Here is a 13,302-nt window from a genome sequence, read left to right on the forward strand (position 1 = left end):
CAAAGTTGTTATATTATTGAAGTGGTAACAACAAAACGATGATCATTGCCGTCCATAGTCTTCTGGCTGCGACTGGATCATTCAGGCGACTTCTGAAGTGGAGATGTCTCGGGAGCCGATTGCGGCGTAATGTTATTGCGCGACAGGTGTGTCGCTATCGCCTGAGAAGTTGATTAAACTCGTAACCTGATGGATTTCCGGCATATCTCTGCCCCACCTTAATAAGGAGTTCAGGATGAAAGTTGCCGTTCTCGGTGCAGCTGGTGGTATTGGCCAGGCACTCGCTCTGCTGCTCAAGACCCAATTACCCGCAGGTTCAGCCCTCTCACTGTATGACATTGCCCCGGTGACGCCAGGCGTCGCGGTTGATCTCAGCCACATTCCTACTGCCGTGAAAGTCGAAGGGTTCAGTGGCGAAGATGCCACGCCGGCTCTGCACGGCGCCGATGTGGTGCTGATCTCGGCCGGTGTGGCACGCAAACCTGGCATGGACCGCGCCGATCTGTTTAACGTCAACGCCGGTATCGTGCGTAACCTGATTGAACAGGTGGCGACCACCGCGCCAAAAGCGCTGATTGGCGTCATCACTAACCCGGTAAATACCACGGTGGCGATTGCTGCCGAAGTGCTGAAAAAAGCCGGTGTGTACGATAAAAACCGGCTGTTTGGCGTCTCAACGCTGGATGTGATTCGCGCCAACACCTTTGTCGCTGCCCTGAAGGGCAAACAGCCTACGGAGATTGAAGTGCCGGTGGTCGGCGGGCATTCAGGCGTGACTATTCTGCCGCTGCTGTCGCAGGTTAAAGGCGTCAGCTTCAGCGAGCAGGAGATCGCCGACCTGACGAAACGTATTCAGAATGCCGGTACCGAAGTGGTGGAAGCCAAAGCCGGTGGCGGCTCGGCGACGCTGTCGATGGGCCAGGCGGCGGCGCGCTTTGGTCTGTCGCTGATTCGTGCACTGCAGGGCGAAGCCAATGTCGTAGAGTGCGCCTATGTGGAAGGCGACGGCGAGTACGCGCGCTTCTTCTCGCAGCCGCTGCTGCTGGGCAAAAACGGTATCGCCGAACGCCGTCCGCTCGGGCCGCTCAGTGATTTCGAACAGCAGGCGCTTAACGGCATGCTGGAGACGCTGAAAAAAGATATCGCGCAGGGCGAAGAGTTTGTGAAGTAACCCGCGCGTAAAGAAAAAACGCCCGGCGCATGCCGGGCGTTTTGTTTTACAGGCCACCGGATTTGAAAGTCCGGCTGGCAGCCGAACCGTTGCTGGCCGGCGTTTTGCGCCCCAGCGTTTCCATCCGTACCTGGAACGGCGGGAACGGCATCTCAATGCCATGCTCTTCAAAGCCGCGCAGAATAAGCTGATGCAGCTCATGACGCAGCGGCATACGATGGCCCATCTCCGCCGCGTGCACGCGCAGCTCAAACAGCTGAATGCCCTGCTGCAAGTCCACCAGGAACACATCCGGCGCCGGCATATCCAGCACGTAGGTGCAGCGATCGGCCGCCTGCTTCAGGATGGTCGTCACCTCTTCGCTGTTAACGTGGGCCGGTGCCGGAATGGTCAGCACCACGCGCGTCACCGAATCCGACAGCGACCAGTTGACGAACTGCTCGGTGATAAAGGCCTTGTTCGGCACAATAATCTCTTTGCGGTCCCAGTCGGTAATGGTGGTGGCGCGCGTATTGATGCGGGTGATGCTGCCGGTCAAATCGCGAATGGTCACGGTATCGCCGATACGAATGGGTTTCTCAAACAGGATGATCAGACCGGAGATAAAGTTGGCAAAGATCTCCTGCATCCCGAAGCCCAGCCCCAGACCCAGCGCCGCTACCAGCCACTGCAGTTTTGACCACTCCACGCCAATAATCGAAAAGCCAATCAGACCGCCGACCAGCATCAGCGCGTATTTGGTCAGGGTGGTAATGGCGTAACCGGTACCGGGCGACAGGCTGAGGTGTTGCAGCAGCGCCAGCTCCAGCAGCGCCGGCATATTGCGCACCAGCTGGGTGGTAATGATAAAGATCAGGATGGCGATCAGCACGGCACCCAGCGTAATGGGCTGTACGCTCTCGACGCCCTGCACCGTGGTGCTGGCATCCCACAGCGGAATGTTGTCGAGGAAGCTAAACGCGGAGTGAATCTCAGACCACAGCACAATCACCGACACCAGCGCAATCAGCGTCAGAATCGAGCGGACCAGCCGCAGCGACTGTGCGCTGATCGCATCCAGATCGATAATCGGCTCTTCGACTTCCACGGTATCGGTGCTGACGGCAGACTGCTGCTCTTTTTCCTCTTCGCTGCGCGCGCGATTGGCCAGCATATCGGCACGACGCTGGCGCGCACGGTCAAAGGCGATGCGGCGGCGCTGAATCAGCATCCAGCGGCGAATGATGTGGTAAATCACCAGCAGGAAGAACCAGATGCCGACCGAGGTTTCCAGACGCGCCAGCAGCGCCTGCGCGGTGGCCAGATAGCCAATGCAGGAGGCCAGCGCCGCCACCAGCGGGATGGCGATCATCAGGTTCCACAGAATCCGGTTAACGAAGTTGTCGCCGTCGCCCTCTTTATCTAAATAGAGCGGGATACCGGCGCGTTTCAGGCTGACGGTGACAATGCTCAGCGCCCCGCAGATCAGAATAAAGCACAGGCGCCCCAGCGTGGCGGAGAACTGCGGATCGTCGAGGTTGGCGAAAGCTATCAGCAGCATAATCAGCGGTACGATCAGGCCGACCGTCAGTGAGTAGTAGCGCATGGCGCGCGCAACCCGCGCCTGCGGCCAGCGGAAGTGTACGACAAACAGGCCGTCAGGACGGGCAAACGCCGCGCTGATCATGAATGCCCACAGCAGCGGCAGGGTGGCAGTGATGCCATCGCCAATCGCCACGGCAAACGGGTAAGGCCAGGCGTGCTGCAGGCCAAAGCCGAGCGCGGCCCACAGCACCGGCAGCGGCACCGCGACCAGAATCGACCAGAAGACGGTGCGCAGCGTCAGGCTGAAGCGGTCCTGCGTCACTTTCCCCACGCGGCTGGCCGCGCGCGCCATAAAGGCGTTGTAGTGACGACGCGTGCTGATGCTAAAGCCCACCAGCAGAATGGCGCCAATAATCGGCAGCACCGTTTCGCGGTTAGTGAACATCATCGCCAGCGCTTTGCCCAGCTGGCCCAGCGTGTCCAGCGACAGCAGGCGCGTCAGGTCGGTGGCCACGTCCAGCGGATATTTCAGGCCAACCGGGCTGACGTCGGCGGTCCAGAACAGATAGCGGTGCGTCGCCTCTTTAACTTCACTCAGCGCGTCCTGCAGCTGCGTATTGGAAACCTTCAGCTTGGTGATTTCCAGAATCAGCGTGTCGCAGCCGGAAATCAGCGAGTTAAGCAGTTCACGCTGGGTTTTCAGCTGGGCATCCAGAATGCGCGTCTGTTCACTGGTGAACGGCGTGCCGTCCGCCTGTTTCTCTTTGCGCAGCGCCTGCTGGCGCTCCAGCAGGTCTTCATAATGCAGCCGCTGCACGCGCAGCTGGCCCATTTCACTGTCGATCTGCTGGGATTTCGGCATCTCCGGCAGGCGCGCCACCTGCGCGCGCAGCGCTTCACCCAGCAGATTCGACACGCCCAGCCACTGTGACTGCTCGCGCAGCGTGCTCAGCGCCTGGCGCACCTGCAATGTCTGATTGGTGGCGAGACGCTGCTGCGAGGCCACCAGATCCATACGCTGCGCCTGCTGATTCAGATCGGCGGAGAGCTCGCGGTTAACGCGGAACTGATCGCTGATGGAGGCCGGCAGATCGCCGCTGTTTTCCGCCAGCTGTTCGGTGCGCTCCAGCGCCAGTTCGGCTTCGCGCTGGCGCTGGTTGTTGAGCTGATTGCGCAGCGCCTGCAGATAGTTATCCAGCTGGGTCGCTTTGCGCTGATGCACTTCCGCGCGCATACGCGCCAGCTCCTGACGGTTATTGGCCGACAGCTGCGCCAGCTCCAGCTCATCTACCCGCGCTTTACTGGCAGCGCTCTCGGTCTGACGCGCATAAATCTGCGCCTGTGCCAGCGGGGTAGCGGCAGCCGCCACGCCCTGTGCGCGCCGTTCGCTTTCGGTCATGGCGCGCCGCGCATCGGTCTGCTGCTGCGGCAGCTGCGACAGAGAATCGCTGATTTCGCGGGCGCGATCCTGCTCCTGCTGCGCCTGGCGGCTCTCTTCCAGCAGCTGGCTGCTAACCTGCAGGATCTCCTGATCCAGCTCGGCATTGCTCATGTTGCTGCGCACTGGCTTGCTGCTGTCGGTCAGCGTGGCGATTTGCTGACGCAGTTCGCGCGCCAGCCGCGGGAAATCATCGATCACCTGCTGATACTGTTTCGCCCGTTCCAGCGAGTCGTCGCGTTCGGACAGGAAATTAATTGCTGCTTCCAGCGCCTGCACCTGTTCGGCCTGGCTGGGCGAGCTTTTCGCGGATTTCGCCGTTTCCAGATCCTGTTTCAGCTGGCTGGCGGGTGGAACAGTGGCGGCAAAGACGGTGCTGCTGAGCACCAGGCTCAGCAGCAGAAAAAGAGAGGCGCGCACGGCGGTGTTTCCCGGAATTAGTCGATGAGCGGAGCGCTGTCGCCGGGCTGCGGCAGGGCGATAGCCAGCGGCTGACCCAGGCGGGTTTTGCTTTCGGCTTCAAGGCTTTCAGCCAGCTTGACGCGGTTTGGCGCGAACAGGTTGATCACCGTCGAGCCCAGCTTAAAGCGGCCCATCTCCTGACCTTTCAGCAGCACGACCGCGCCATCATGATCGGCCGATGGGTAGCGCCAGCGTTTGATCACCCCTTCGCGCGGCGGCGTCACGGTGCCGGCCCAGACGGTTTCGATGCTGCCGACAATGGTGGCGCCCACGAGGATCTGCACCATCGGGCCGTGATCGGTATCGAATACGCAGATCACGCGTTCGTTACGGGCAAACAGGTTCGGGATGTTGCGCGCGGTCAGCGGGTTAACCGAGTAGAGATCGCCCGGCACGTAGATCATTTCGCGCAGGATGCCGTTACACGGCATGTGCACGCGGTGGTAGTCGCGCGGCGCAAGGTACGTGGTAACGAACTCACCGTCGACAAATTTTTCCGCCAGATCGTCATTGCCGGCCAGCAGCGCCTGCAGCGAGTAAGTGTGGCCTTTGGCCTGGAAGATCTGATCGCCAGCAATACGGCCCAGCTGGCTGATGGCGCCATCGGCTGGCAAGGCCAGCAGCGAAGCGTCCGGATCGATAGGGCGTGCACCCTCTTTTAACGGGCGTACAAAGAAGTCATTAAAGGTGCGGTAGCTGCCGGTGTGCGGCTTGCTGGCTTCCGCCATATCCACTTTGTAGAACCAGACAAAAATATCAATGACCGCTTTGGTCAGCCAGCCAGCGCGGCGGCTGGCGCCCCAACCGGCGAGTTCGGTCAGCGCTTTTTTAGGCAGAATGTGATTCAGGCCGAGTTTAAAACGATCAAACACCGTTGCCTCCTGGCTTAATAACGTTTGGTTTACACAAAAGGGGGCGGATTGTAGCAGCGCCCCGGTCAGTTGGCGAATGTGCCGTTGTACCCGTTAATCTTCGCTGGCGGAAAAGTTTTTACGCGTTTTTACCTGCGCCATGCTCTCCAGAATACGGTGGTAGTTATCGAAGCGTGAAATGTCGATGATCCCGTTCTCCACCGCTTCGCGGATGGCGCAGCCAGGGTCGTTGTCGTGCTTGCAGTCACGGAACTTACAACCGCCGAGAAATTCACGAAATTCGACAAATCCCTGGGTAATTTGTTCCGGCTCCAGATGCCACAAACCGAACTCGCGCACGCCAGGCGAATCGATGACATCGCCGCCGTGCGGGAAGTGATAAAGCCGTGAGGCGGTGGTGGTGTGCTGGCCGAGGCCGGACACGTCCGACACATCATTGGTCAGGATCTCATCGCCTGCCAGGTCGAGGCCGAGCAGATTGTTCAGCAGGCTGGATTTACCCACGCCCGACTGGCCGGCAAAAATGCTGACCCGGCCGGTGAGCGCCGCTTCCAGATCCTTCAATCCATCTTTGGCGCGGCTCGACACCATCAGTACGCGATAGCCAATGTGGCGATAGATATCCATCTGCTCATCGACAAACGCCCGCGCGTCGTCATCCAGCAGATCGGTTTTATTCAGTACCAGCAGCGGCTCCACGCCGAGCGTTTCGCTGGCCACCAGATAGCGATCGATAATGTTCAGCGACAGCTCCGGCAGGATCGCCGACACAATTATGATCTGATCAATGTTGGCGGCGATTGGTTTCACGCCGTCATAGAAGTCCGGACGCGTCAGCACCGTCTGGCGCGGGTGTACGGCTTCAACAATACCTTTGCCACCGTTTTCGCCGGCGGCGCGCCACACTACGCGGTCACCGGTGACCAGCGAGCGAATGGTGCGGCGGATATTACAGCGATGCACCTCGCCGGCGCTGTCTTCCACATCCGCGTGCATGCCAAAGCGGCTGATCACTACGCCCTCAGAGGCTTCACCAAACAGGCTGTCGTCCGGTTCCGGCTTTTCGTTCCGTTGCTGCAGACGACGCTGATGGTTGGCGCTGACGCGACGTTGTTGACCCTTCGACAATTTATTTTTGCTCACGCATCCTCTCACGCTTTCGCCAGGCTTCGCCCCGCTGGGCAAAACGTCTATGATACACCTTAATTCAGGCTAATGACGACTTTGGCAACAGGCGGGAAATGCATGACAGCGGGAAATGAAAACAATCTGATTTGGATCGACCTGGAAATGACCGGACTGGATCCGGAGCGCGATCGCATTATTGAGATCGCCACCATTGTAACGGACGCCAACCTCAACATTCTGGCCGAAGGTCCGGTACTGGCGGTGCATCAGTCCGATGCGCAGCTGGCGCTGATGGATGACTGGAATGTACGCACCCACACCAATAGCGGGCTGGTTGCGCGCGTGAAGGCCAGCCAGCATGACGATCGAGCGGCGGAGCAGGCGACGATTGCGTTTCTGCAGCAGTGGGTTCCGGCCAACACCTCGCCGATTTGCGGCAACAGCATTGGCCAGGATCGCCGCTTCCTGTTTAAGTACATGCCGGAGCTGGAAGCCTATTTCCACTACCGCTATCTGGATGTCAGCACGCTGAAAGAGCTGGCGCGCCGCTGGAAGCCAGAGATTCTGCCAGGCTTTAAAAAGGCCGGTACGCATCAGGCGCTGGACGACATTCGCGAGTCCATTGCCGAGCTGGCCTACTACCGCGAGCACTTCCTGCAGCTGTAAATCAACGCGGGTGCGCAGGAAAGCAGCAGTTTGCCGATTAAAACAGCAAACGCGCGCAAAGCGCAAAATTTTGCTTTGCAACGCTTGCGGCGGGAAGGATTTCTCGTATAATGCGCACCCCGTACCGGTGAAGAATTTACAACAGGTACGGAGCAGTAAAAGTAACAAATGTTCTGAATCAGGTAGTTCAGTTGCGCTAAGGCGGTCAACGCCGCAGCAGATTGAAAGACAATGATGCGGGAATAGCTCAGTTGGTAGAGCACGACCTTGCCAAGGTCGGGGTCGCGAGTTCGAGTCTCGTTTCCCGCTCCAGAACGTGCAGTAAAAAGTAATGCACCAGAATCAAGGATTTCAACTGCGTCCAGGCCGTTAACGCCGCAGCGTAATGAAAGACGAAGATTATGCGGGAATAGCTCAGTTGGTAGAGCACGACCTTGCCAAGGTCGGGGTCGCGAGTTCGAGTCTCGTTTCCCGCTCCAGTCTCTGTTGCAGTACGCCATCCAAATCACGGATTTAGTCTTTTTGCGGTTGTTGTGACTTAAGAATGCCGGTACATAATCGAGTATTTGAGTATGCAACAAGGCGGCAACTGAGCGAATCCCTGGGAGCTTACACGAGTAAGTGACCTGGGTGAGCGAAGGCAGCCAACGCCGTGGCAGACTAAAATACGAAGATTATGCGGGAATAGCTCAGTTGGTAGAGCACGACCTTGCCAAGGTCGGGGTCGCGAGTTCGAGTCTCGTTTCCCGCTCCAGATTTTCATATTCACTAAAGTTATTTGCCCCCGGGCACAATCAGACATACAACTGCTGCAGTCGTTTTACCTGTGCGGTTCCGTTTGTTATCTGGAAATTTTGCACGCTGCGTGAGTGCCTGAGATGTCTGCGTCTGTTGCAGTAATCTTACAGGTTATCCACAATGCGCCCGCAACGTGCTGACGGCGTTTTACCCTATCTGCAAAACCGTTTTGAACAGAGTTATCCACAAGCTCTGGACAAGCCCCTGCGCGCAAAACCCGACGTAAATGTTTACAGTAATTATCTAACCCTATGTTTTTTATTGGGTAAATGATATTTCAGACTGTGAATGCCCCTTTTAGACGAAATAACGATCCACGTCACTATTCGGGGAAATAATTTTATTCACAGCATGTGGAAAAGCATAATATCCTGCGCGATTGCTCAATCATGCATCACGCGGTAACCCTTTCTCGACGGCGCGCACCAGCCGCTGCTGCTGTGCCGATTGCACCTCTACCGCCTGCGCCGCGCGCTTTTGCCGCTGCTGCGCTATCGCCCAGTCAATGTGCTCATCCAGCAGCGGATGTTCACCGCGCCGCTGTTCTAATGCCGTAAGATTCCCGGGTGCCCAGGGCGCATTACCCAGCGCCACCGCTACGTTACGCAGCCAGCGCAGATGGCCGATGCGGCGAATGGCAGAGCCTTCCGTGACGCGCAAAAAACGGGCTTCATCCCAGCCGAACAGTTCGACCAGCTGCGGCGCGTGCAGCACAGCGCGCGGCGAAAAATCCTCTTCATCGGTCAGCTGACCATAGCGGTTCCACGGACAGATCAGCTGGCAGTCGTCACAGCCGTAAATGCGGTTGCCGATCAGCGGACGCAGCGCTTCGGGAATGGCGCCTTCCAGTTCAATGGTGAGATAGGAGATGCAGCGGCGCGCATCGACGACATAAGGTTCGACGATGGCGCCGGTCGGGCAGATGGTCATGCAGGCGACGCAGCGGCCGCACTGCTCTTGCTGCGGCTCATCCACCGGCAGCGGTAGATCAATCAGCAGTTCGCCGAGGAAAAACCACGAGCCGGCTTCGCGATTCAGCACCAGCGAATGTTTGCCGGTCCAGCCGAGTCCGGCTTTGACGGCAATCGGCCGCTCCAGAATTGGCGCGGAGTCGACAAACGGACGAAAATTGAGTTCGCCGCAGTGGGCCTGGATTTTTTCTCCGAGCTTTTTCAGTCGATTGCGCAATACTTTGTGGTAATCGCGGCCCAGCGCGTAGCGGCTGACATAACCCAGCTGCGGGTTTTTTAACGTGCTGGCAAACGCGGCTTTGGCCGGAAGATAGTTCATGCGCACGCTGATCACGCGCAGCGTGCCGGGCAGCAGTTCATGCGGACGGGCGCGCATCATGCCGTGACGCGCCATCCAGTCCATCTCGCCGTGATACTGTTTCTCCAGCCACTGCTGCAGTTTCGGCTCTTCGGCGCTCAGGTCGGTATCGCAAATACCCACCTGCTGAAAGCCGAGTTCGCGCCCCCACTGTTTAATCTGTTGAGCGAGCTGTTGAAGATCGAGAGGGTATGACATGAGAGACCAGGCAATTGAAGCAAACGCACGCAGTTTACCACACTCTGTCTGGCCTGCGCAGGCCATGCCGCAACTGGAGTGCGACGCCGCCGATAGCCTGGGCCTGACGCTGTATGAACTGATGCAGCGCGCCGGGCAGGCCAGTTATGAACGGATTCGCCAGCAGTGGCCGCAGGCGCAGCACTGGCTGATTTTATGCGGCCACGGTAATAACGGCGGCGATGGCTACGTGGTGGCGCGGCTGGCGCAGGCCGCCGGGCTGAGCGTGACGCTGCTGGCCTGTGACAGCGAGCGTCCGCTGCCGGAAGAAGCACAGCAGGCGCGCGACGGCTGGCTGGCGGCGGGCGGCGTAATTCATGCCGCCGACGCTGCCTGGCCGGAACACATCGACGTAATTGTTGATGCGCTGCTGGGCACCGGGCTGAATCGCGCGCCTGCCGCGCCTTACCAGTCGCTGATCGAACAGATCAATGCGCACACCGCGCCGGTGTTTGCCGTCGATATCCCTTCCGGGCTGGTGGCCGCGACCGGCACCACGCCAGGGGCGGCGGTCGTGGCGGACTGCACGTTAAGTATGATTGCGCTGAAGCCCGGTCAGCTCACCGGCAAAGCGCGTGACCACGTCGGCGTGCTGCATTGCGCGACGCTTGGCCTGGACGCGTTTCTGGCTGGCGAGCCGGCGCCGATTCATCGCTACGCTGCAGCAGATTTACCGCGCTGGCTGAAGCCGCGCAAAGCCACCTCGCATAAGGGCGATCACGGCCGTTTGCTGGTGGTCGGCGGCGACAGCGGCACGGCCGGCGCGATCCGCATGACCGGCGAAGCGGCGCTGCGTAGCGGTGCCGGGCTTGTGCGGGTGTTAACGCATGAAGATAATATTGGTCCGATTCTCAGCGCACGGCCGGAGCTGATGGTGGATGCCCTGAGCGACGCGCGGCTGGACGACGCGCTGGCGTGGGCGGATGTCATCGCCATCGGCCCCGGTCTTGGCCAGCGTGAATGGGCTCAGAAGGCACTGAAAAAGGTGGCACTGAGTGAAAAGCCGATGCTTTGGGATGCTGATGCGCTTAACCTGCTGGCAATCAATGCAGATAACCGTCAGAATCGCATCATTACGCCGCATCCCGGCGAGGCCGCACGCCTGCTCGGGGTGAAAACCGCAGAGATTGAGAGTGACCGCTTACACGCCGCGCAGACCCTGGCAAACCGCTACGGCGGCGTGGTGGTGCTGAAAGGTGCCGGTACGGTAATTGCCAGCGCGACGGGCGACATGGCGATTGCGGATGTCGGCAATGCAGGCATGGCGTCCGGCGGTATGGGCGATGTGCTGAGCGGTATTATCGCCGCCCTGCTGGGCCAGCAGGCCACCCTGTTTGACGCCGCCTGTGCGGGCTGTGTCGCGCACGGTGCTGCGGCGGATGCGGTAGCGCGACAGCGCGGGACGCGCGGCATGTTAGCCACTGATTTGTTCGCACTGCTGTGGCAGTTTGTTAATCCAGAGATGATCCAACAATAAAGCATGAAGACCTGTGTTATTCCTTTGCCCGATGAGGCGGCAACCCTGAATCTGGGTGCGCAACTGGCCCGCGTTTGCAGCAGCGCGGTGGTGATCTATCTGTATGGCGATCTGGGTGCCGGTAAAACCACCTTCAGCCGCGGCTTTTTGCAGGCGCTTGGCCATCAGGGCAACGTTAAAAGTCCAACCTATACGCTGGTTGAGCCCTATCAGCTGGGCGACCGCAGCCTGTACCATTTCGATCTCTATCGCCTCGCCGACCCGGAAGAGCTGGAGTTTATGGGCATCCGTGACTACTTCAGCGGCGACGCGCTGTGCCTGGTTGAGTGGCCGCAGCAGGGCGCGGGTGTGCTGCCAGAGCCAGATCTGGCTCTGACACTAAGCTACGTCGCCAGCGCGCGCGCAGCGGAGATCCGCGCGCATTCGCCGCTCGGCGACACGCTGCTGCAGCAGTTTCAGCAGGGCAGGGAACCGGCATGATGTCACGCGTTACCGGGATGATGCTCGCCCTGCTGTGTCTGTTCTCCTCGTCGGCGCTGGCCGCGACACTATCAGATATCAAAGTCGATAACGGCGACAGCCAGGCGACGGTGACCCTGAGCTTCAACGGTCAGCCGGTGTATGGCTTCTTTCCGCTGCACAACCCGAACCGGGTGGTGCTGGATATTCGCCAGAGCGGCAATATTCAGGGGCTGCCGCTCAACTTTAGCGGCGAAAACATCGTTAAACGGATTCGTAATAGCCAGCCGAAGGATAAGCAAAGCATCCGGCTGGTGTTTGAGCTGACCCAGGCGGCGAAAACGCGCGCCAGTACGCAGCGCGACGGCAATCAGTACCGCGTGGTCTTCACCATCAGCGGCACCCAGCCTGCCAGACGCAGCACCGCGGCGGCACCGGTGACGCGTGCGCGCCAGAGCGACAGCGCTACGACCAGCCAGGGCAATCCGTTCAACGCCAATCCGGTGACGGCGGTGACCAGCAGCAACACCACGGTGCGTCCGGGCGGTGCTGTCAGCCGTAATGATGCGGTGATCGTGGCGATTGATGCCGGTCACGGCGGTCAGGATCCTGGCGCGTCGGGCCAGCACGGCTTACATGAAAAGAATGTCACCATCGCCATCGCGCGGAAGCTCAAAGCGCTGATGGATCAGGACCCGATGTTTAAACCGGTGCTGACGCGTAACGGCGACTACTTTATTTCGGTGATGGGCCGTTCCGAGGTGGCGCGTAAAGAGAACGCTAACCTGCTGGTATCGATTCACGCCGACGCCGCACCGAATCACTCTGCTACCGGGGCTTCGGTTTGGGTGCTGTCCAACCGTCGCGCCAACAGCGAAATGGCTAACTGGCTGGAGCAGAAAGAGAAACAGTCTGAGCTGCTGGGCGGCGCGGGCGATCTGCTGGCGAACAGCCAGGCCGATCCTTACCTGAGCCAGGCGGTGCTGGATCTGCAGTTTGGCCATTCACAGCGCGTCGGCTACGACGTGGCGGTCAAGGTGCTGCAGCAGCTGCGCGGTGTGACACCGTTGCACAAACGTCTGCCGGAACATGCCAGCCTTGGCGTGCTGCGTTCGCCGGACATTCCTTCTTTACTGGTTGAAACCGGCTTTATCAGTAACGCCGGGGAGGAGCGGCTGCTCGGCAGCAGCGCGTATCAGGAAAAGATTGCCCAGTCGATTTACAAAGGACTGCGCAACTATTTCCTCGCGCATCCGCTGCAATCGGTCCCAAAGGAGGAAAACCGGCCGCTGGACAGCGCACCAGCGGTTAGCGTCGCCAGCAACCCGGCGACCGGTACCGTACAGTACACCGGCGCAACCCAGCGCCACACCGTGACGCGTGGCGAGACGCTGTCCGGCATCGCCGCCCGATACGGTGTCAGCATGGCGACATTGCGCGAGCTGAATAACCTGAAGCGTGACGTGGTGTGGGTCGGGCAGCGGCTGAAAGTACCGGCCGGCTCCGGCGTCAGCAGCGCGACCCGCCGTCCGGCGCGGCACAAAGTGGTGCGCGGGGATTCGCTAACGGCGATTGCCGCGAAGTACGGCGTCAGTCCGCAAGCCATCATGCAGGCGAATAACATGAAGTCGAGCAACGTGATGCTGGGGCAAAATTTAAAGATTCCACAATCCTGATGAGGGGCTGCGCGCAGCCCATACCTGATAAGGATCACCACCATGCCAATACAGATTTTACCGCC

General features: G+C 59.5%; 9 protein-coding genes and 3 tRNA genes. 8 read left to right on the forward strand and 4 right to left on the reverse strand.

Annotated elements, in window-relative coordinates; genetic code table 11:
- Nucleotides 1-235: 235 nt before the first annotated feature.
- Nucleotides 236-1,171: a malate dehydrogenase gene (mdh, locus tag FT726_RS13940; RefSeq protein WP_021508136.1), complete on the forward strand. Its 936-nt coding sequence runs from the start codon at nucleotides 236-238 to the stop codon at nucleotides 1,169-1,171.
- Nucleotides 1,172-1,217: 46 nt separating this feature from the next.
- Here mdh and mscM read toward each other — a convergent pair whose 3' ends face one another.
- The 3 genes from mscM to rsgA form a co-directional block, all read right to left on the reverse strand.
- On the reverse strand, nucleotides 1,218-4,553 hold the full coding sequence (gene mscM, locus FT726_RS13945) for a miniconductance mechanosensitive channel MscM (RefSeq protein ID WP_127834644.1): 3,336 nt from the start codon (nucleotides 4,551-4,553) through the stop codon (nucleotides 1,218-1,220).
- 17 nt (nucleotides 4,554-4,570) lie between these two features.
- Nucleotides 4,571-5,467 carry an archaetidylserine decarboxylase gene (gene asd, locus FT726_RS13950; RefSeq protein ID WP_021508134.1) on the reverse strand — a complete coding sequence of 299 codons (897 nt, stop codon included), beginning with the start codon at nucleotides 5,465-5,467 and terminating at the stop codon, nucleotides 4,571-4,573.
- Nucleotides 5,468-5,560: 93 nt separating this feature from the next.
- Nucleotides 5,561-6,610: a small ribosomal subunit biogenesis GTPase RsgA gene (gene rsgA, locus FT726_RS13955; RefSeq protein WP_031279822.1), complete on the reverse strand. Its 1,050-nt coding sequence runs from the start codon at nucleotides 6,608-6,610 to the stop codon at nucleotides 5,561-5,563.
- Between the two features lie 102 nt (nucleotides 6,611-6,712).
- On the opposite strand from rsgA, the gene orn reads away from it, so the two are divergent.
- From orn to FT726_RS13975, 4 genes are all read left to right on the forward strand, one after another.
- Nucleotides 6,713-7,261 (forward strand): oligoribonuclease, encoded by a 549-nt coding sequence (gene orn, locus FT726_RS13960; protein ID WP_021508132.1) that lies wholly within the window; start codon nucleotides 6,713-6,715, stop codon nucleotides 7,259-7,261.
- A gap of 236 nt (nucleotides 7,262-7,497) precedes the next feature.
- Nucleotides 7,498-7,573 (forward strand) — tRNA-Gly (locus FT726_RS13965).
- A gap of 91 nt (nucleotides 7,574-7,664) precedes the next feature.
- A tRNA-Gly gene (locus tag FT726_RS13970) sits at nucleotides 7,665-7,740 on the forward strand.
- Between the two features lie 199 nt (nucleotides 7,741-7,939).
- Nucleotides 7,940-8,015: transfer RNA gene (locus FT726_RS13975), tRNA-Gly, on the forward strand.
- 431 nt (nucleotides 8,016-8,446) lie between these two features.
- Here the strand turns inward: FT726_RS13975 and queG are convergent.
- The gene (gene queG / locus FT726_RS13980; protein WP_125309944.1) at nucleotides 8,447-9,586 is read right to left on the reverse strand and encodes a tRNA epoxyqueuosine(34) reductase QueG; all 1,140 of its coding nucleotides are present in this window, start codon (nucleotides 9,584-9,586) and stop codon (nucleotides 8,447-8,449) included.
- On the opposite strand from queG, the gene nnr reads away from it, so the two are divergent.
- The 3 genes from nnr to amiB are packed head-to-tail and all read left to right on the forward strand — an operon-like array spanning nucleotide 9,585 to nucleotide 13,237.
- Nucleotides 9,585-11,102, forward strand: coding sequence for a bifunctional ADP-dependent NAD(P)H-hydrate dehydratase/NAD(P)H-hydrate epimerase (gene nnr / locus FT726_RS13985; RefSeq protein WP_346302937.1), 1,518 nt, complete (start codon nucleotides 9,585-9,587; stop codon nucleotides 11,100-11,102). The genes queG and nnr overlap by 2 nt on opposite strands.
- Before the next feature lie 3 nt (nucleotides 11,103-11,105).
- Nucleotides 11,106-11,582: a tRNA (adenosine(37)-N6)-threonylcarbamoyltransferase complex ATPase subunit type 1 TsaE gene (tsaE, locus tag FT726_RS13990; protein ID WP_058775731.1), complete on the forward strand. Its 477-nt coding sequence runs from the start codon at nucleotides 11,106-11,108 to the stop codon at nucleotides 11,580-11,582.
- Nucleotides 11,582-13,237 carry an N-acetylmuramoyl-L-alanine amidase AmiB gene (amiB, locus tag FT726_RS13995; protein ID WP_407075071.1) on the forward strand — a complete coding sequence of 552 codons (1,656 nt, stop codon included), beginning with the start codon at nucleotides 11,582-11,584 and terminating at the stop codon, nucleotides 13,235-13,237. Before tsaE ends, amiB begins: the two co-directional genes overlap by 1 nt.
- The last annotated feature ends 65 nt before the right edge of the window (nucleotides 13,238-13,302 follow it).

Origin of the sequence: Pantoea sp. Morm, from assembly GCF_016643525.1 — a bacterium.
GTDB lineage: Bacteria > Pseudomonadota > Gammaproteobacteria > Enterobacterales > Enterobacteriaceae > Pantoea > Pantoea dispersa.

Excerpts from the sequence above, each read along its gene's own strand:
- mdh (WP_021508136.1), top strand. The coding sequence starts at position 236 with ATGAAAGTTGCCGTTCTCGGTGCAGCTGGTGGTATTGGCCAGGCACTC.
- orn (WP_021508132.1), top strand. The coding sequence starts at position 6,713 with ATGACAGCGGGAAATGAAAACAATCTGATTTGGATCGACCTGGAAATG.
- nnr (WP_346302937.1), top strand. The coding sequence starts at position 9,585 with ATGAGAGACCAGGCAATTGAAGCAAACGCACGCAGTTTACCACACTCT.
- queG (WP_125309944.1), bottom strand. The coding sequence starts at position 9,586 with ATGTCATACCCTCTCGATCTTCAACAGCTCGCTCAACAGATTAAACAG.
- tsaE (WP_058775731.1), top strand. The coding sequence starts at position 11,106 with ATGAAGACCTGTGTTATTCCTTTGCCCGATGAGGCGGCAACCCTGAAT.
- amiB (WP_407075071.1), top strand. The coding sequence starts at position 11,582 with ATGTCACGCGTTACCGGGATGATGCTCGCCCTGCTGTGTCTGTTCTCC.